The sequence below is a fragment of the Paractinoplanes abujensis genome, from assembly GCF_014204895.1.
Lineage (GTDB): Bacteria > Actinomycetota > Actinomycetes > Mycobacteriales > Micromonosporaceae > Actinoplanes > Actinoplanes abujensis.
The window spans coordinates 8,029,340-8,048,556 of the sequence record NZ_JACHMF010000001.1 but is presented as its reverse complement, the minus strand read 5'-3'; the positions used below and the strand labels follow the sequence as shown (position 1 = coordinate 8,048,556).

14 protein-coding genes are annotated in these 19,217 nt (G+C 71.8%); 4 read left to right on the top strand and 10 right to left on the bottom strand.

All coding sequences use genetic code 11. From position 1 onward, the window contains the following. Window positions 1–2 precede the first annotated feature (2 nt). The 5 genes from BKA14_RS37055 to ftsY form a co-directional block, all read right to left on the bottom strand. A complete protein-coding gene (locus tag BKA14_RS37055; RefSeq protein WP_184955392.1) occupies window positions 3–2,270 on the bottom strand; it encodes a [protein-PII] uridylyltransferase in 2,268 nt (755 codons plus the stop codon). Window positions 2,271–2,280: 10 nt separating this feature from the next. After that, window positions 2,281–2,619 (bottom strand): P-II family nitrogen regulator, encoded by a 339-nt coding sequence (locus BKA14_RS37050; RefSeq protein ID WP_184957180.1) that lies wholly within the window; start codon window positions 2,617–2,619, stop codon window positions 2,281–2,283. 35 nt (window positions 2,620–2,654) lie between these two features. After that, the gene (locus BKA14_RS37045; protein ID WP_184955391.1) at window positions 2,655–4,022 is read right to left on the bottom strand and encodes an ammonium transporter; all 1,368 of its coding nucleotides are present in this window, start codon (window positions 4,020–4,022) and stop codon (window positions 2,655–2,657) included. A gap of 236 nt (window positions 4,023–4,258) precedes the next feature. Beyond that, complete coding sequence (locus tag BKA14_RS37040; RefSeq protein WP_239092534.1) at window positions 4,259–5,056, bottom strand: phosphotransferase; 798 nt, start codon at window positions 5,054–5,056, stop codon at window positions 4,259–4,261. A gap of 34 nt (window positions 5,057–5,090) precedes the next feature. After that, on the bottom strand, window positions 5,091–6,284 hold the full coding sequence (ftsY, locus tag BKA14_RS37035; RefSeq protein WP_184955389.1) for a signal recognition particle-docking protein FtsY: 1,194 nt from the start codon (window positions 6,282–6,284) through the stop codon (window positions 5,091–5,093). A 117-nt stretch (window positions 6,285–6,401) separates the two neighbouring features. Between ftsY and BKA14_RS37030 the strand changes: the two genes are divergently transcribed. After that, the gene (locus BKA14_RS37030) at window positions 6,402–8,096 is read left to right on the top strand and encodes an alkaline phosphatase D family protein (protein ID WP_184955388.1); all 1,695 of its coding nucleotides are present in this window, start codon (window positions 6,402–6,404) and stop codon (window positions 8,094–8,096) included. On the opposite strand, the gene BKA14_RS37025 is transcribed toward BKA14_RS37030, so the two are convergent. The 4 genes from BKA14_RS37025 to BKA14_RS37010 form a co-directional block, all read right to left on the bottom strand. Continuing rightward, window positions 8,060–8,680 (bottom strand): HAD family hydrolase, encoded by a 621-nt coding sequence (locus BKA14_RS37025; protein ID WP_184955387.1) that lies wholly within the window; start codon window positions 8,678–8,680, stop codon window positions 8,060–8,062. The two genes, BKA14_RS37030 and BKA14_RS37025, sit on opposite strands and share 37 nt — an antisense overlap. A gap of 6 nt (window positions 8,681–8,686) precedes the next feature. Beyond that, window positions 8,687–12,268 carry a chromosome segregation protein SMC gene (gene smc, locus BKA14_RS37020; protein WP_184955386.1) on the bottom strand — a complete coding sequence of 1,194 codons (3,582 nt, stop codon included), beginning with the start codon at window positions 12,266–12,268 and terminating at the stop codon, window positions 8,687–8,689. Between the two features lie 652 nt (window positions 12,269–12,920). Next, window positions 12,921–13,115, bottom strand: coding sequence for a hypothetical protein (locus tag BKA14_RS37015; protein WP_097318386.1), 195 nt, complete (start codon window positions 13,113–13,115; stop codon window positions 12,921–12,923). Window positions 13,116–13,637: 522 nt separating this feature from the next. Beyond that, the gene (locus BKA14_RS37010) at window positions 13,638–13,883 is read right to left on the bottom strand and encodes a hypothetical protein (protein ID WP_184955385.1); all 246 of its coding nucleotides are present in this window, start codon (window positions 13,881–13,883) and stop codon (window positions 13,638–13,640) included. 1,038 nt (window positions 13,884–14,921) lie between these two features. Between BKA14_RS37010 and BKA14_RS37005 the strand changes: the two genes are divergently transcribed. Genes BKA14_RS37005 through BKA14_RS36995 form a run of 3 tightly spaced genes read left to right on the top strand, consistent with a single transcriptional unit; the run spans window position 14,922 to window position 18,396 of the window. Next, entirely contained in the window at window positions 14,922–16,508 is a 1,587-nt protein-coding gene (locus BKA14_RS37005) for a DUF3492 domain-containing protein (RefSeq protein ID WP_184955384.1), read from the top strand. Further along, window positions 16,505–17,830 carry a hypothetical protein gene (locus BKA14_RS37000; RefSeq protein ID WP_239092535.1) on the top strand — a complete coding sequence of 442 codons (1,326 nt, stop codon included), beginning with the start codon at window positions 16,505–16,507 and terminating at the stop codon, window positions 17,828–17,830. Before BKA14_RS37005 ends, BKA14_RS37000 begins: the two co-directional genes overlap by 4 nt. Beyond that, a complete protein-coding gene (locus tag BKA14_RS36995) occupies window positions 17,827–18,396 on the top strand; it encodes a spherulation-specific family 4 protein (RefSeq protein WP_184955383.1) in 570 nt (189 codons plus the stop codon). The genes BKA14_RS37000 and BKA14_RS36995 overlap by 4 nt, the downstream gene beginning before the upstream one ends. On the opposite strand, the gene mutM is transcribed toward BKA14_RS36995, so the two are convergent. Further along, on the bottom strand, window positions 18,350–19,204 hold the full coding sequence (mutM, locus tag BKA14_RS36990) for a bifunctional DNA-formamidopyrimidine glycosylase/DNA-(apurinic or apyrimidinic site) lyase (protein WP_184955382.1): 855 nt from the start codon (window positions 19,202–19,204) through the stop codon (window positions 18,350–18,352). The two genes, BKA14_RS36995 and mutM, sit on opposite strands and share 47 nt — an antisense overlap. Window positions 19,205–19,217 lie beyond the last annotated feature (13 nt).

Here is a 19,217-nt window from a genome sequence, read left to right as displayed (position 1 = left end):
GGTTACACGGCGGCCAGCACTGTGGCCGTTACGCGCTCGCGTTCGGCCCGATCGGCCCACGACCCGACCAGGTAGAACGCGTCCACCACGTCGCCGCCCAGGGTGGAGATGCGAGCCGCCCGGACTTCGGCCCCGGCCTCGTCGAGCGCCGTCGCCACCCGGTAGAGCAACCCCGGCGAGTCGGCCGCGCGCAGTTCCAGCACCGCCGCGTCGGTGGCCACGTCGCGCTGCCACACCACCCGGGGCGAGGCCGTGCCGCCCCGCGCGCTCATCGCCCGCGCCCGCACCCGCTGGGTCACCGACACGTCCCCCGCGGCCACCCGGCGCAGGTCGGCCGCGAGCGCCACCGGGTCGTACGGGCTCCCGTAGCGGGGCTGGGTGAAGAACTCCACGATGGCCCGCCCGTCGACGGTGCCCGCGTTGGCCCCCACGACGTCGAGCCGGTGCATGGCCAGGCAGGCCGCGACCGCGCCCAGCAGTCCCCGGCGGTCGGCGGCGGCCACGGCCAGGCGGTCCCCGTCGAGGTGCACGGCGGGCAGATCGCCGTCGAGCAGCTCGGGGTCGGGCGCGGGCGGTTCGGGCAGCTCGCCCGTGTCGAGCGCGGTGTGCACGCGGCTGACCAGCTCGGTCATCAGCCGGCCCTTCCAGTCCGACCAGGCGGCCGGGCCGGTGGCCAGCGAGTCGGCGCGGGCCAGGGCGTGCAGGAGGTCGAGCGTGGTGGCGTCGCCGACCGTCTCGGCCACCGACGAGATCGTCATCGGGTCGCTCAGGTCGCGGCGGGTCGCCACATCGGGCAGCAACAGGTGCAGCCGTACGAGTTTCTCGATGGTGGCCACGTCGGCCGGGGGCAGCCCGATCCGGGTCGCGATGTCGGCCGCGACGGGGGCGCCGACCACGCTGTGATCCCCGGGCAGGCCCTTGCCGACGTCGTGCAGGAACGCGCCGATCAGCAGCAGGTCGGGCCGGTCGACTTCCCGCGCGTACGCCGTGGCCTCGTACGCGGCCTGCACGAGGTGCCGGTCGAGGGTGAACCGGTGGATCGGGTGGTGCTGGGGCAGGCTCCGCATCCGCGCCCACTCCGGCAGCCAGGCGTCGGTCAGCCCGTACCGGTCGCAGGTCTCCCATGTGGGCAGCAGGCCGGGGCCGGAACCGAGCAGCGACACCAGCGCGGCCCGGGCGGCGGGCGGCCACGGGTTGGGCAGCGGCGGCGAGAACGCGGCCAGCCATTCGGAGGTGGCCCGGGCGATGGGCAGCTGCACGACGGCGGCCGCGGCGGCGACGCGCAGCGACAGGCTGGGGTCGGGCTTGGGCCCGATGGCGGTGCGGGCCAGAACCAGCTCGCCGTCCTGCTCGACCACGTCCCGCGCGACCGGGCGGCGGCTCGGCGTTCCCGCGGGCAGACCCCGGCGGCGGCCGCTGCGGAGCCGATCGGCGGCGCGCCAGGCGTCGTCCAGGGCGTGGGCCACCGTACGGGCGTCCCCCGCGACCCGGCGCAGCAGCGCGTCCCCGTCGTCGAGGTCGAGCAGGTCGGCCACGGCCCCGCGTTCCTGGGCGACCAGCCGGTCGACGCGGCGCCCGACCGCCAGGTGCAGCGCGTCGCGGGTGTCGAGCTGGCGCAGGTTCGCGGCCCGTACGGCCGGTCGCATGGTGTCCGCCACCCCGGCGCGGCCGATCGCGCGCAGCAGGGTGACGTCGCGCAACCCGCCCGCCGCCTCCTTGAGGTCGCCCTCGAGCAGGAACGCGAGCTCGCCGTGGCTCGCCCAGCGGGTGGTGGTCAGTTCCTTGAGCGCCGGCAGCAGCCGTACGGCAGTGCGCCGCCACTGGTCGCCCGCGGCCGCGACGAGTTCGGCGGTCAGGGCCGCGTCGCCGGCCACGTGGCGGGCGTCGAGCAGGCCCAGGGAGACCTTGACGTCGTCGTGCGCGACCGACAGCGCCTCCGGCAGAGTGCGCACGGAGTGGTCGAGGCCGAGCCGGGCGTCCCAGATCGGATACCAGAGAGCGGCGGCGATCCGGTCGATGCCGGCCGCGCCGTTGTGCAGCAGCACGAGGTCGAGGTCGCTGTAGGGGGCGCAGTCGCGCCGGCCCAGCCCGCCCACCGCGACCAGACTGACCCCCGGCACGTGGGCCGGGAACATCTCGCGCAGCCAAGCATCGAGCGCCGCGGCCCGATCCTGCCGGGCGGCGGCGCCGATGTGTTCGCGCAGTTTGTCCAGCGAGCCGCCGACCGGCACCTGCGGCGGGGGCGGCGGCTCGCTGGACATGGTCGTCATCTCGGGCTGGTCAGAGCGCGTCGAGGCCGCGCTCGCCGGTGCGGACCCGGATCACGTCGTCGACCGACGTGACCCAGACCTTGCCGTCGCCGATCTTGCCGGTCTTGGCCGCGGTGACGACGGCGTCGACGATCTTGTCGACGTCGATCTCGTCGGTCACCACCTCGACCTTGATCTTGGGCAGGAACTCCACCGTGTATTCCGCGCCGCGGTACACCTCGGTGTGGCCCTTCTGCCGGCCGTAGCCTTGTACCTCGCTCACGGTCAGGCCGGTCACGCCGAGTGCGTGCAGGGCCTCCTTCACCGCGTCGAGCTGGTACGGCTTGATGACCGCGGTCACCAGCTTCATGCTCAGTCCTTCCATGGGTGCAGTCATGGGACTATCTAACCGGCGACCTTCTGGCTGACGTCGGCCTTACCGTCAGCGTCCACCGCGGCGGAGGGCTTGATACCGGCCATGGCGAACGCGCCGCCACCGCCCGAGCCGCCGGCCGGGGTGATGTCGTAGCCCGACTCGCCGTGGTCGCTGATGTCGATGCCGCCGACCTCGGCCTCCTCGCTGACCCGGCCGAGCTTGACGGCCTTGAGGATGATGGCGAGCACAGCCGCGATGGCGAACGAGTAGATCGTGACGACCAGGCTGCCGAGGAACTGGCGGCCCAGCTGGGTCGCGCCGCCGCCGTAGAAGAGGCCCTCGTTGGCGCCGAGCACGTCGGTGATCGCGCCGTTGACGTCGGTGGTGGCGAACAGGCCGATGAACAGCGAGCCGATCCAGCCACCGACGAAGTGCACGCCGACGACGTCGAGCGAGTCGTCGTAGCCGAGCTTGTACTTCAGGCCGACGGCCAGGGCGCAGACGACACCGGCGATGAGGCCGAGCAGCACGGCCGGCAGCGGGGCGATGAAGCCACAGGCCGGGGTGATCGCGACCAGGCCGGCGATCGCGCCGGAGGAGCCGCCGACCAGGGTGGGCTTGCGGTCCCGGATCCACTCGACGACCAGCCAGCCGACGACCGCGGCCGCGGTGGCGAGCTGGGTGTTGACGAAGGCGACGGCGGTGGTGCTGTCGACGGTCAGCTCGGAGCCGGCGTTGAAGCCGAACCAGCCGAACCACAGCAGGCCCGCGCCCAGGGCGACGAACGGCACGTTGTGCGGCCGCATGTTCTCGCGCGGCCAGCCGATGCGCTTGCCGAGGATCAGGGCCAGGGCGAGGGCCGCGGCGCCCGCGTTGATGTGGACCGCGGTGCCGCCGGCGAAGTCGAGCGCCTTGATCTGAGCGCCGATGAAGCCGCCGCCCCAGACCCAGTGGGCCACGGGCACGTAGACCAGGGTGAACCAGCCGAACGCGAAGAGGATCCAGCCCGCGAACTTGAAGCGGTCCGAGACGGCCCCGCTGATCAGGGCGACAGTGATGATGGCGAACATCATCTGGAAGGCCATGAAGACGTACGTGGGGATGCCGGTCTCGCCCCACATGTCGCCGACCCAGCTGGTGCTGGTGCCCGCGTAACCCCAGTTACCGATGATGTTGTTGACGCTCTCGGACCCGTTCGCGCTGAACGCGAGCGAGAAGCCGTAGACAGCCCAGAGAATCGAGATCAGGCCGATGGCTGAGAAGCTCATCAGCATCATGTTCAGAACGCCCTTGGACCGGTTGAGGCCACCGTAGAACAGCGCCAGACCCGGAGTCATGAGCAAAACGAGCGCAGACGACAGGAGCAACCAGGCGGTATTGCCGGTATCGATCTCCACGCTGCCTCCTCTCGGAATGAAGGTGTCTCACACACAGCCACGGGCGGCGTCGCCGGTCGGCCGGTTTCGTGACGAGAGACTTCCGGTCGGAGGTTTCACGCACGGTCTACGCGCGATTTCCGGCGCGTGACCGACTGTTTCGTACGTGTGAAGAAAGCCTCACAGGCAAGGCGGAGAAACGGCGTCAACTGGGACAATCGCCGCAGTTGACGATACGGCCGATTGTCACCGGCCGATCACCGAAGCGCGTATTCGAGGGTGTGACGCTCGTAATCGAGCAACCTCAGGTCGCGCATCGGGCGCCGGAGATGCCCTTTGTGAACAATGCGAACGAACGCGGGATCGCCGGAGGCGGCCATGCGCCGGATGCCCTCGACGTGGTCGACGATGCGCTTGCGGATCGTGCGCACCAGCCGATGCCGGTCGCGCGGGATCAACCCGTACGCGTCGGCGAATAGCCGCAGGCGGCGTGGGCGGTTCGGCCGCTTCCAGCCCAGCGTGTACGAGTCGCGGTCGCTGAACAGGGGAACCCAGGTCCACGCGGCGTAGGCCACGTCGTAGATCCGCGCGCCCGGCGAGGCCAGGTCGAAGTCGATCAGGGCCAGGGTGCCGTCGGGCCGCCAGACCACGTTGTGCGGCGCGGCGTCGTGGTGACAGATCACCTCGGTGTCGGGCGGGGGCGGCCCGAACGAGCGCCACACCGCGCCCGGCGGCGGCACGAACCCGTACTGCGCGTCGTGGAACATCCGCAGCATCGTGGCCACGGTGACCAGCGCCTCCTCGGTCACCCAGTGCGGGGCCAAGGGGTATTCGCCGCACTCGCCGTCGAGATACGACAGCACCTCGCGGCCCTTGTCGTCCATGCCCAGGGCGTGCGGCGAGCCGGTGAAACCGACCCGCTCGAGGTGATTGAGGAGGCCGTGCACGGCCGGCGTCCACGGCCCGGCGTTGCGTCGCACGGTGTCGCCGACCTTGGAGACGGTGCTGACGTTGCCGCCGTGCAGCGGGATCTCCCGCTCCTGCGTCACCAACACCCTCCCCTGCTACTCGGTTCTCTGTTCAACGAGACTACGCGGCGCTGCCAAGCAGAGCCTCGACGAAGGCGGCCGGCTCGAACGGGGCCAGGTCGTCCGGGCCCTCGCCCAGGCCCACCAGCTTGACCGGAATGCCCAGCTTGCGCTGCACCGCGATGACGATTCCGCCCTTGGCGGTGCCGTCGAGCTTGGTCAGCACCACCCCGGTCACGTCCACCACTTCGGTGAACACCCGGGCCTGCTCGAGGCCGTTCTGGCCGGTCGTGGCGTCCAGCACGAGCAGCGTCTCGTCGACCGGGCCGTGCTTCTCCACGACCCGCTTGACCTTGCCCAGCTCGTCCATCAGGCCGACCTTGTTCTGCAGGCGGCCCGCCGTGTCGATCACCACGGTGTCCACGCCGGTGTCGATACCCCGCTTCACCGCGTCGAAAGCAACGCTGGCGGGATCTCCACCTTCCGGACCCCGTACCGTCTCGGCGCCGACCCGCTCGCCCCAGGTCTGGATCTGGTCGGCTGCGGCCGCCCGGAAGGTGTCGGCCGCGCCGAACAGCACCGAACGCCCGTCCGCGATCAGCACCCGGCCGATCTTTCCGCAGGTCGTGGTCTTGCCGGCGCCGTTCACGCCGACCACCAGCATCACCGCGGGCCGGCCGTCGTGCGGGGTCGTCTTGAGCGTGCGGTCCATCTCGGGGTCGAGCGCGGCCACCAGCTCCTCGGACAGCTGCTCGCGGACCTCGGCCACCGTACGGGTGCCGAGCACGCGGACCCGCTCGCGCAGCCGGGCGACGAGCGCCTGTGTCGCCTCGACGCCGACGTCCGCGCTGATCAGGCTGTCCTCGATCTCCTCCCAGGCGTCCTCGTCGAGGTGATCGCGGGAGAGCACGCTGAGCAGGCCGCGGCCGAAGATGTTCTGCGAGCGCGACAGGCGGGCCCGCAGCCGCACCAGGCGACCGGCCGTGGGCTCCGGACGGTCGAGCTCGGGCTCCGGCTCGACGACCTCCGGCTCGCGCTCCAGCAGCGGCGGCAGACCCTCGTCGGCCTCCGCCGGAACGACCAGCGGCGGGGTCTGCACACCCGGCTCGGCGGCGGAGGGACGCTCCAGGGTCGTCGTGTCGCCGCCCGTCTCGGAGGGCGGGAGCTCACGGCGGCGCATGCGGGGCACGACCAGGCCGATCGCGCCCGCCAGCAGAACGACGAGCAGGATGACTGCGGCGACGACGTATTCCATAGCCGAAATCCTGACAGATGTCCGGGCCGCCCGTGGCGTCGCCCGCCCAGTGGCATCCTGCATCACATGTGCAGGAGGATGTAGTCCCCTCGGCCCCTCCCGCGAAGGCTCTCTCCCGTGACCGCTCAGCTGCTGATAGGCCCCTTGCTACGTCGCGTCGTCGGCGACCGCGCGACGATCTGGGTCGAGACGACGGAACCCGCGGTCGTGCGCGTCGAGGCCGAGGGCGGCGGCGCCGGCTCCACCCCGACCTTCACCGCGTACGGGCACCATTACGCGATCGTGGTGGTCGAAGGGCTCCGCCCGGACGTGGCGAGCGCCTACCGGGTCTTCCTGGACGATCATCAGGTCTGGCCGTCGCAGGAGTCGACCTACCCACCGTCGGTGATCCGCACCCGCCCGGCCGACGACGCCGAGGCCCCCGTACGCCTGATCTTCGGCTCGTGCCGGGAGGCCACCCCGACGTCGAGCAGCCGCAAACTGCCGCCCGACGCCCTCGACGCGTACAGCCGGCGCCTGATGACCGACCCGCAGAACCCGGAGCTCCGGCCCGACCTGATCGTGCTGCTGGGCGACCAGGTGTACGCCGACAACACCTCGGCCAAGGTCAAGCGCTTCCTCAAGCGGCGCCGCCCGGCCCACCACGACGGGCCGGACGACCAGGTCATCACGTTCGACGAATACACCAAGCTCTACCTGGAGTCGTGGCGCGACCCGGAGGTGCGCTGGCTGTTCGCGACCGTGCCGAGCGTCATGATCTTCGACGACCACGAGCTGATCGACGACTGGAACACCTCCGAGTCGTGGCACGCCGAGATGCTGCAGAAACCCTGGTGGCTCGAGCGGATCACGGGCGGCCTGGCGTCGTACTGGGTCTATCAGCACCTGGGCAACATGAGCCCCGACGAGCTGGCCACCGACCCGCTGTACCAGAAGGTGATCGCGGCCGACGACGCCACCGACCTGCTGCACGACTTCGGCCGTACGGTGGACAGCGGCGAACAGCCGTACCAGTGGAGCTACGCCCTCGACGTGGGCCGCACCCGGGTGGTGATGCTCGACAACCGCTGCAGTCGCGTGCTGACCCCCGACCGCCGCGAGATGCTGCCCGCGGCCGAGTGGAACTGGTTCCTCGACCAGGCCCACGGGGAGTACGACCACCTGGTCGTCGGCTCGTCGCTGCCGTGGCTGATGCCGCCCGCGATCCACTACCTGGAGTCGTGGAACGAGAGCACCGCGGCCTCGCACCGGCCGTGGGTGGCGTCGTCCGCGGAGAAACTCCGCCGGGCCGTCGACCTCGAGCACTGGGCCGCGTTCGGCCGCTCGTTCAACGCCCTGGGCGAGCTGTTCCGGCGGCTGGGCGAGGGCGGCACGGGCTCCCCCGGCCACCGGGTCGGCGCGGGCGGCGCCTACGCGGCCCCGGCCTCGATCAGCGTGCTCTCCGGTGACGTCCACCACTCGTACGTGGCCGAGGCCGACTTCGGCACCGCCATGGCCACCCCGGTGATGCAGCTGACCTGCTCCCCGGTGCACAACCAGGTGCCCGCCTTCATGCGGCCGCTGATGCGCTTCAGCTGGTCACGGGCTGCGGCCCAGGCCGTACGGGGAATCGCCCGCTCGGCCGGCGTGCGCCGCCCCGCCTGGACGTGGAAACGCCTGGCCGGCCCCTACTTCGGCAACGCCATCAGCACCCTGCGCCTGAACGGGCTGGACGCCACGGCCAAAGTCGAAGGCACCACCAAGGACGGCGACCTGTTCGAGGTGGCCGAAGTCACCTACCCCCGCTCGATGTCGAGGGCCTTACGCAAGTAGTCCAGGTGCTCGGGGCCGCTCCAGCGGTACGCGGAGAGACCGGCCGCGCGGGCGCCGCGGACGGCCCGCTCGTCGTCGTCGATGAACAGGACGACCTTGGCCGGAAAACCGATCAGCTCGCACGCCTTCTCGAAGAACTCGGGAGCGGGCTTGTGGGTCTTGAGCTCCCACGAGCTGATCACCACGTCGACCTCGGCCGCCAGGCCCAGGGCGTCGAGGTCGCCGCGCAGGCGGTCGGTGGCGTTGGTGGCCAGGCCGACCGTGCGGCCCGCGGCCCGCACCTCCCGCACGAACGCCAGCACCTCGGGGTCGGGCTCGCCCCGGTAGGACTGCCACTGGGCCACCGCGGCCCGTGCCGCCTCGATGTCGAGCGGGAGGCGCGAGGCGACCAGCTCCATCCACTCGGCGTCGGTCATCTCGCCGGCCATCGCGGGGCGGTAGATGTCCCACGACATCGCCGTCTCGAGCAGGGCGGCCGGCTTCAGCCCGTTCTCCACCTCGACGGCGATCATCGGGGCCGGGTCCCAGCGGCGCAGAACGCCGTCCAGGTCGATGAGCAGGGCCTGGGCGCGTTCGCGCGTCATGGGCGGCTAAACCTCCGAATCGTGCTTGAGCCGCTGGCTGATCACCTGGGTCACACCCGCGCGCATCGTTACGCCGTACAGGGCGTCGGCGACCTCCATCGTGCGCTTCTGGTGCGTGATGATCAGCAGCTGGCTCTTCTCCCGCAACTGTTCGAAGAGCGTAATCAACCGGCCCAGGTTGACGTCGTCGAGGGCCGCCTCGACCTCGTCCATGATGTAGAAGGGCGAGGGACGGGCGCGGAAGATCGCGCACAGCATCGCGACCGCGGTCAGCGAGCGCTCACCGCCGGAGAGCAGCGACAGGCGCTTGATCTTCTTGCCGGGCGGGCGGGCCTCGACCTCCACGCCGGTGGTCAGCATGTCCTCCGGGTCGGTCAGCACCAGCCGGCCCTCGCCGCCGGGGAACAGCACCTGGAAGACGGTCTGGAATTCGCGCGCGGTGTCCTCGAACGCCGTCGTGAACACCTCGAGGATCCGGTCGTCGACGTCCTTGACCACGGTCAGCAGGTCCTTGCGGGTGGCCTTGAGGTCTTCGAGCTGGTCGCTGAGGAACTTGAACCGCTCCTCCAGCGCCGCGAACTCCTCCAGCGCGAGCGGGTTGACCTTGCCCAGCAGGGCCAGGTCGCGTTCCGCCTTGTTGGCCCGCTTCTCCTGGGTCGGCCGGTGGAACGGCACCGGCTGCGGCTCCGGCTTGCCGTCCTTCTCGGCCTGCGCCACGTCGGCCTGGGTGGGCGGCACGGGCTGAGCCGGACCGTACTCGGTGATCAGCGTGTCGACGTCGAGCGAGAAGTCCTCGGCCGCCTTGGCCTCGAGCTGCTCGATGCGCAGGCGCTGCTCGGCCCGCGCCACCTCGTCGCGGTGCACCTCGTTGGTCAGCCGCTCCAGCTCCGTGACCAGGCGCTTGGCCCCCGCCCGGACCTCCTGCAGCTCAGCCTCGCGCAGCGTGCGGGCCTGGGCCAGCTCGTCGCGGACCTCGATCGCCGCGGCCAGCGACGTCTGCACGCGGGCCAGCGCGGCCGCGGCGCCCAGCGCGACGGCCTTGGCGATCTCGGCGCCCCGGGCCCGCGCGGCGCGCCGGGCCGCGGCGCGTTCCCGGGCCTGGCGTTCCTGGTTGGCCTGGCGCAGCAGCGAGTCGGCCCGGCCCGCGATCGAGGCGACCCGCTCCTCAGCCGTACGGACCGCGAGCCGCACCTCCATCTCGTTCTGCCGGGCCTGCGGCACCAGCGCGGCCAGCCGGTCACGCTCGTCGGTGGACGGCTCCTCGTCGATCGGGGTCGACTCGGCCAGCGCCAGCCGTTCCTCCAGCTCGGCCACCCGCATCAGGTCGGCCTCCCGGGCCGACTCCGCCTTCTGCCGGGCGGCGCCGAGGCGCTCGGTCTCGGCCTTGGCCGACCGGGCGGCCGCCCCCAGCTCGGCCAGCCGGCGGGCGGCCGCGTTCCGCACGCCCTCGGCCGCGCGCTTGGCCTGGGCCGCGACGTTCACTGCCTCTTTGTGCCGGGCCACCTCGGCCCGAGCGTCCCCCAGCTGCTGCTTGAGCTCCCCGATCGACTGCTCGGCGGTGGCCCGGTGGGCCGCGGCCTCGTCGACGGCGGCCTGCACCTCGAGATAGCTGGTGCCCTTGCCGGAGCCACCCGCGGCCGCGTACGCCCCCAGGACGTCGCCGTCCGGCGTGACAGCCCGAAGCTCACCGTTGGCGGCGACCAGCGCGACGGCGGCGGCATGATCGGGCACCAGGACGACGTCGCGCAGCGCCCGGTTGAGCGCGGCGCGGATGGTGTCGGGGCAGCCGATCACGTCGGGCGCCCAGACCGCGCCCGCGGGCAACACCGGCCGCAGCGAATCGAGCGAACCCTGCATGCCGGGCCCGGCCGGCGACGCGACGACCAGCGCGGCCCGCCCCGCGTCGGCGATCTTGAGCGTACGCATGGCCTCGACGGCCTCGTCCACACCGGAGAGCGCGACGGCGTCGGCCAGCGAACCCAGCGCGGCGGCCAGCGCGGCCTCATGTCCGGGCCGGACGGTGAGCATCGAGGCCAGGCTGCCCAGCAGCCCCGGGACCTCGCCCGCCTTGGCCAGCAGCGCGCCCGCGCCGTCCTTGCGCTTGAGGCCCAGAGCCAGCGCTTCCTCACGCGCCTTCCAGCTGGCCGCGTCCTTCTCGGCCGCACGCTCGGCATCGGACAGCTCCCTGACGACCGCGGCCGCCCGGTCGTGCTGGTCGACCGCCTCGGCGTGCCGCTCGTCCAGCTCGACGTTGCCCCGGTCGGCCTCGGACGACTCGGCGGCAACCGCGTCCACCTCGGCCTGAGCCGCCTCGGCGCGCATCATCGCGTCGGTGTGCGCGGCGGCCAGACGCTCGATCTCGTCGGTGGCGCCCTCGGTGCGGGCCCGGGCCGCGTTCACGTTGCCGACCAGCTTGGCCAGCCCTTCACGGCGATCGGCGATGGCTTTGGCCGCCGTCCGCAAGGCCCCCTCGGCCGCCGCGAGCTGACGCTCCAGATCCTGGCGGTGCTCGATCGCCTCGGCCAGGCGCATCTGGTCGTCGGTGAGGGCCTCGCGCAGCTCCTCCTCCTGCTCGCGCACCCGCTCCGACTCGGCCACCAGCTGATCGGGATCGCGACCGGGCCGCTCCTCGTCTCCGGTGGCAGCCAGGTGGCGCAGCCGCTCGGTGGCCAGCTGCTCAGTCGACCGGAAACGCTCCTGCAGGGCGGACAGCTTGTACCAGACGTCCTGCGCGGCCTGCAGCAGCGGCGCGTCCTCGGCGTGCGCCAGCTCGAGGTCGGCCAGGTGCCGCTGGACCTCGCGATTCTCGTCCTCGACCTGCCCGCGCCGCTCCCGCATGGCCGACTCGTCGGCGATCTCTTTGTCGAGGGTGGTGCGCAAGGTGTGCAGGTCGTCGGCGAGCAGCCGCAGCCGGGCGTCGCGCAGATCAGCCTGGATGCCGGCCGCGCGCCGGGCCACCTCGGCCTGCTTGCCCAGCGGCTTGAGCTGGCGCCGCAACTCGGCGGTGAGGTCGGTGAGGCGGTTCAGGTTGACCTGCATCGCGTCCAGCTTGCGGATCGCCTTTTCTTTCCGCTTGCGATGCTTCAGGACACCCGCGGCCTCCTCGATGAAGGAGCGCCGGTCCTCGGGCTTGGCGTGCAGCATCGCGTCGAGCCGGCCCTGACCGACGATGATGTGCATCTCACGGCCGATGCCGGAGTCGCTGAGCAGCTCCTGAATGTCGAGCAGACGGCAGGCGTTGCCGTTGATCTCGTACTCGCTGGCCCCGTCCCGGAACATCCGGCGGGTGATCGACACCTCGGTGTACTCGATCGGCAACGCGTCGTCGTTGTTGTCGATCGTGAGCGTCACCTCGGCCCGCCCCAACGGCGCCCGGCCGGACGTGCCGGCGAAGATCACGTCCTCCATCTTGCCGCCGCGCAGCGCCTTGGCGCCCTGCTCACCGAGGACCCAGGCGATGGCGTCGACGACGTTGGACTTGCCGGAGCCGTTAGGGCCCACCACACAGGTGATGCCCGGCTCCAGCCGCAGCGTCGTAGCGGAGGCGAAGGACTTGAAGCCCTTGACCGTCAGGCTCTTGAGGTGCACGGATCTCCGAGGGTCGGTCGTGTCTGCTTCGGCGCAGATTACCCCCGGCACGCGTCACCAGCCGTACCCGCCGCTCCGGACGACCTAGAAACCGGACAAAAGGGTACGCAGGGTCACGCCGAGGAATGCCCGCGATTACCGTGCGCCACCGCCTCTTCAGCTCACGCACCGGTTTCCGTGCCCGGCCTGCGGCCCAGCCCCGCGCCCGGCTCGCGCCTGGCCCGCCGTCAGCTCACACCCGGCCCCGCGGCCAGCTCACATGTCGCCCGGCCAGCTCGCGCCCAGCCCCGCGCCCCACTCACACGCCGCCCCGCCAGCCGCGCCCGGCCCAGTGCCCCACTCACACGCCGCCCCGCCAGCTCGCGCCCAGCCCAGTGCCCCACTCACACGCCGCCCCGCCAGCTCGCGCCCCACTCACACGCCGCCCCGCCAGCTCGCGCCCAGCCCCGCACCCCACTCACACGCCGCCCCGCCGCAAGCTTGCGTCCAGCTCACAGCCAACCTCCGCGGCCAGCTCACGCCCGGCTCGGGCGCAAAAAGATGCGCGCCGCCACATGGTGGAGGCGCGCGATTTCGGGGGTGCGTCTTTGGTGCGGTGGGGGGACTGTGGCCGCCAGGTCGAGGATCACGCGACCGCGACGGCCGGTGGAGCTCAGGTCAGAGCGGGCTCGGTCAGCCGCGCGAAATCGTCAGCCTCAGCGGCTGCGGCCGCCAGACGATCATTTTCCGCCCGCAGGCGGGTGACCTCGAACTCCAGGGACTGCACCCTGGAACGCAGACGGGTGACCTCGTCGAGCAGGCGCCGGTCGGGCGCCGCACCTACGTGGCCAAAGAGGGCCTTCGCCATGGTGACTACTCCTTGAGAAGCTCTGCTTCTTCTTATGGAAAGCGTTGCCGGAGGAGCCGGCCTACGCGCGCCCAGCACGCGGCCCACCATGCACTCAAGGGCACGCTTGAGCACAGAATCATGCACCCTTGAAAGAACTTCTCAGAGTGCAGATCGCTCACACCCGACTGGAAACGGGCGTGAGTGGGCGCGACTGGCGACATCTCCATAGTCCGCCGTAGCCCAGAATCCGTCAAGCGCTGCGGAGGCGTCCCGCCGCAGCGAAGCAGTGAATCATGCCACCCGAAGGGCCGTCATCAGGCTAAATGACCCCTTGACACTGCAGGGGCCCACCTTTCCCCACCCTCCACAAGATCCAAAACGGACGCCAGGTTGGCACGCCCACTCGGTCAGTACTCAATCTCAACCATCACCGCCCGCAGCGCGACCCCTTTTCTCACTACGACCCCCCTGCCGCCCGCGTCCCCGGCTCATCTCCGTTCACACCAGCCGCCTGTGCCAGATTCCGCCACCTTTCTCCACTCACACCCGGCTCTGCCACAACTCGGCCGGCGGCGCCCACCCCCACGCACAAGCAGCCAACCCCGGCCCCATCCGCCGTGCGGCCACGCTTTCGTTCAGCACCACCAGCGCCCTGTCCCACGCCAAGCAGCGGCCGCCCCACTCGTCCACGCCCCGCCAGCAGGCCGCCTCGAGCGGCAGGTCGCGAACCCCGGCCCGGCGCACCTGGCGAAAGCGGCCCGGTTCATGCCGCCGCCGTGCCTCCATCCAGCACCACCAGCGACCGGCTATCCGAAGCGAGGGCCGCCCGGAGCGCCGGTCGCCCAGGTTCCGCCCTCCGCAGCGCCTTCACCCACCCCGCGCAAAGCAGTCCGTCCAGGTCACCCATGCTCCCCGCTGTCGCCTTCACCCGCGCCGCACCAAGCAGACCGCCCAGCTCACCCATGCTCCCCGCCGCTCTCACCCACGCCGCACCAAGCGGTCCGTCCAGCGCGCCTCCCTGCTCCCCGCCGAGCCTCTACACCCCCCGCCAAGCAGACCGTCCAGCTCATCGTGCTCTCCGCCGCGCCTCCACCCGCATCGACCAAGCGCACACGCCCCGGCATCACCTGCCTCACCGCCACGCCTCACTCCACCCTCGCCAATCAGGCCGCCGAATTCACCAGCCCGCCCGCCACGCCTCACTCCACCCTCGCCAATCAGGCCGCCGAATTCACGAGCCCGCCCGCCGCGCCTTAACCCCGCCCGCGTCAGCCGCGGGCCCTCGGCTCCACCTGCCCCACCGCCACGCCCTCACCCCGGCTCCCGTCGGCCCTCCGCTGCACCGCTTCGCTCCGCCCCGCCACGCGAAGCCCGGGCCGCCCCGGGCCCCGTCCGCACCGAGTGGCGGCGCCATACACGATCCAGCGCTGATCATTTGCGTTGTCCACAGCGGCGGGTTGTCCACAGAGCGGCCAGCGAAGATCGGCAATCTTCGCCACAATTGCAGCGGGTGGTGGACCCCCGAGGAGGGTGGGCCACTGGGGTCGGATGATCTTGACTGTGGCGGGGCTGACGTAACTGTGAGTGATAGCGCGCCCGGCCCGTAGCGACCACCGAATCCGGCGGGCGCTACCGGTGGGCTCGACGGGGCAATCCATGGAGCCATACCGGGCCCACCCACGAGAGCCCTGCGTGCTCGAACGGGCTAAAAGAGAATCGGACTTTTACCACAAATAGGGCGGCAAATCGGGTAAAAAGCGCGTAATTGTGTCGCCTAGTTGACACAGTGTCGGGTGTGTGGGGCGCTGTTTCGTTGCCTCCATCGTGAATCCGACCCCGTCGCGCGAGCGCATCTGTCTGCTGACCGGCGGCGGGTACCCGTATCGCCGGGACGCTCTCAGCGGATGGTGCCGCACCCTCGTCGAGGGTCTGCGCCGGTTCCGGTTCGAGTTGCTGACCGTCACGGATCGGGAACCGCCGGCCGCCCCCGCCTACCCGCTGCCGCTCAATGTGGGCTCGGCCCGTGCCGTGGCCGTCGGCCGCGATTTCAAGCGGCACGAACTGTGGCGGGACATCCGGCACGGGGACGACGACCAGCCCGACCCCGAGCCGGAGCCGAAGGAGCGCAAGCCGAACCGCCAGGAGAGGCGCGAGACCGCCGAACGGGCCCGGGCAGCCGCGGCCCTGCTTTGCACGGGGTTGATCGGTGAGGCCGAGAACGCTGAGCAGATCTTCGCCGACGGGCTGCGGCAGCTGGCGGACGACACGCGGGTGCTGCCGGGGCTGCCGCTGGCCGACGCGCTGGTGGATGCCTGGCGCACGGGCCACGCCGAGCCGGGCGAGTTGCCGCTGCCGCGGTTGAGTGTGCGCGATGCCCGTACGGCGGGAACGCTTTTACGCCACGCTCTGGGCGCGCTCACCGTGGAGCTGCCCGGCTCCGACCTGGTGCATTGCATCGGCGGCACGACTCCGCTGCTCACCGCGCTGGCCGGGCGCTGGCGGCAGGGTGTGCCGCTGCTGCTCACGGAGGCTCGCGCCCCGGTGGCCCGGCACAAGCCGCACGAGGAGCGCCTGTCGCCGGCCGTACGCACGATTCTGCGGCGGTTCCGGGGGTCGGTCGCACGCACCGGGTACGCCGAGGCCGGGCTGATCGCGCCGCTGAGTGCCTACCACCACAGCTGGGCTCTGCGGCACGGTGCTCACGCGGCCAAGCTCGTGCAGGTGCCGGCCGGGGTCGACCCGTCGGAGTATCCGGCTGCGGCCGAGCCCGATTCCGAGCCGGCAGTGGTGTGGGCCGGTTCCGGTGGGCCCGACAGTGGACTGTCGCCTTTGCTGGCCGCGTTCGAGCAGGTCGCTTCGGCAGTGCCGGGGACCGTGCTGCACCTGGTGGGCGTCACGGCCGCGCATGAGGAGTTCTGCGCCGAGCAGATCGAGCGGACGGGGCTGGGGCGGGCCGTACGCCTGCATCCGTTGCCCGCCGATCCGCGTGACCGCTACACCGCCGGGAATGTGGTCGCGCACGTGCCGGGGCCCGCCGATCCGCCGTACCGGTTGATCGAGGCCATGATGTCGGGTCGCGCCGTCGTGGGGGTCGATGTGGGGCCGGCGGCGGAGACGCTGGGCGACGCGGGTGTGCTGGTGCAGCCGGATGATCCGGCCGAGCTGGCCATCGCGATCGTCGAGTTGTTGCGGGCTCCCGGGCGCCGCCGGGCTCTGGGTGATGCCGCCCGCCGGCGCGCGCTCACGCATTTCACCAACGACCGGGTGGTGCGGGTCTACGGCGCGCTCTACGCCGATCTTGCGGCGCCGCCCCCGCCGCCCGCGTTCGAGCTGGCGCTGGCCGTGCCGGCCCCGCGGTCGGAGCCGCCGGTCACGCTGCGCTGGCTGGTCAGTGAAAGGACGGACGGATGACGATCACCCACGGACGGTCGCGCACGATCTCGCGGCGTACGCATCGCCGCCGGGTCGGTGGGGGCAGGCCCCGGCATTCGCTGACGCCGTGGCCGGAAAGTCCGCCGCCCGTGGTCGTGGAGGTCGCGCCGCCGGTGGTGCGTCAGCATCGCGCGCCTTCGTCGAGTCGCTCCTACCTGTACGCCGCCGTGCTGCGCTGCGCTCTCTATCTGGGCCCGCTGAGCGTCGCCGCGGCCGCGGCCGAACCTTTGGCCCGGGTGGAGTGGCCGGTGCCCCTGGTCACGTTGCTGCTCGGCTGGGCGGCGGCGCAGGCCTTGACCTGTACGGGGGTGTCGGTCGCGCGCCGGGCCGGTCCGGCTGCCGCGGCCCGGCAGGTCGGGCTGGGCTTCGCCGTGGTCGCCGGGTTGTGGTGCGCCCTCGTCTGGGTCGCCCCGTCCACGATGGTCGGCCCCGACCGCGGGCTGGCCCTGGTGGTCGGGCTGGGTGGGCTCGCCACGCTGGCCACGGTCACGGCCGCCCTGGTGACGCGGGCCGAGGCGGCGATCGTGCTGTGGTGCCTGCCGTGCTGGGCGCTGGCCGCGATCACGCTGGCCGATCTCAAGCCGGTGGGCACGTTGTTGCCGGCCGCGATCGTCGTCGCCCTGATCCGCGCGTTCCAGCCGATCGTGGTGCCGGGACGGCGGTCGCGGCGGCCGCGGCTGAACCGGGCCGAGCTGCTGCGCGGCGGCGGTTACCTGATCATCGGCGCGTCCCAGGCGATCTGCGTGGGCCTGGTCTGGCAGGCCGGGCCGTCCGGGTCGACCGCGCCTTTCTGGCTGCCGCTGCTGCTGGCCGTGCCGATCCTGGAGGCGTTGATCGGCTGGCACACGCGTCAGGTGGAGGCGGGTCTGGACGCGGCCGAGAACGGCGCCGACTATCACCGGCACGTCCGCAGCGTCACCCTGATCACGCTGGTCGGGCTGTTGCCGCCGTTCGCCGTGGGGATCGCGCTCGCGCTGGCCGCGTATCAGCTGCCCGCGGGTCTGCCGGGGCTGGTCGACACGCAGTCGGGTGTGCTCGGGTTGGCCGGCGGCATGCTGCTCGGCGGCGTCTTCGCCATCACCTACCTGGTGGCGGCCCGGGGCCGTACGGGCATCGCCGCCACCATCGCCTCCGCACCCCCGTTGACCGCGGCCGTCCTGCCGTTCCTGCCGCTGCCGTCCTCCGGCCCGCTGCCCGACGCCGTGGCCGTGCTCGCCGCCACGCACCTGGCCGGCCTGCTGGTCGTCGCCCTCATCGCGCAACCTGCACAGTCCCTCGACGACAACCGGAGAACATCGTGAAGACCCTGTTCCCCCCGTACGCCCATCCGTCGCCGGAGCTGCCTCTGGACGGCGACACCTGGATCGTCCGCGACCTGCCGGGCGACCGCCGCACCCTGCACCAGTCGCTGGGCCGGATCGACCTCGACTGGGGCAGCCGTTCGCTGGCCGACGTGCTGGCCGACGTGGACGCCTGGCGGGAGGACGGCGCCGAGGGCCTGTTCCTCGATCGGGCGCCGGCCGGTTCGGGCGGGGTCGGCCCGGTCGCGCTGACCATAAGGCTGGCCGCCCGCCGGGGCCTGCACCGCGTGGTGCTCAACCCGGGGGTGCCGACCCACCCGCTCTACCGGGACCTGAGCGTGCGGATCTGCACTTTCGAGGGCCCGTGGGAGGCGTATCAGAACTGGGACGGCGACGGCTCCCGGCCGGGCGACGGGCACCTCGTGCACGGCGTGCCGACCGCCCTGCTCACCGCCGCGCGCCGCCTGATGGGCCGGCGCGGGGCCGGGTTCGGGCTGGCCACCGACGCCGGCCCGCGGGTCAGTGCCGAATCGTACGCGGGCGGGGCTGGCAGCGCGGACAACTGAACGAGGAGCGGTTCATGAACTGCTCCCGGCGCATGATCGTGCCGCACCGGTGGCACGGTTCACCCTCACGGCCGTAGGCGTTGAGCGACCGGTCGAAGTAGCCGCTCTCGCCGTTCACGTTGACGTAGAGCTCGTCGAAGCTGGTGCCGCCGGCGACGATGGCTTCGGCGAGCACGTCGCGGATGTGGGCGAGCAGACGGCGTACGGCGGGCTTGGTCAGTTGGTCGGTGAGGCGCGCGCCGTGCAGCTGGGCCCGCCAGAGGGCCTCGTCGGCGTAGATGTTGCCGACCCCCGAGATCAGCGTCTGGTCGAGGATCGCCCGCTTGATCTCGGTGTGTTTGGCCCGCAACCGCGCCACGAACAGCTCGTCGTCGAAGAGCGGGTCCATCGGGTCGCGGGCGATGTGCGCGATCTCGTCGGGCAGTTCGGCGCCGCCCTCCGACACCGAGAGGCCACCGAACGTGCGCTGGTCGACGAAGCGCAGCTGCGGGCCGTCGTCGGTGAACGTGAAGCGGATCCGCAGGTGCTTCTCGTCCTCGGCGTCGGCCGGTTGCATGAGCAGCTGACCGCTCATCCCGAGATGCCCGATGATCGCGTCGCCGGAGTCGAGCGGGAACCACAGGTATTTGCCGCGCCGGGACACGTCGGTGATCGTGCGGCCGGTCAGCAGGGCGATGAAGTGCGCGTCACCGGTCAGGTGGCGGCGGATCGCGCGGGGGTGGTGCACCTCGACCGCTCGGATCGTGCGGCCGGTGACCCATTTGGCCAGGCCCTGCCGTACGGTCTCGACCTCGGGCAACTCGGGCACGTCGACTCCTCGT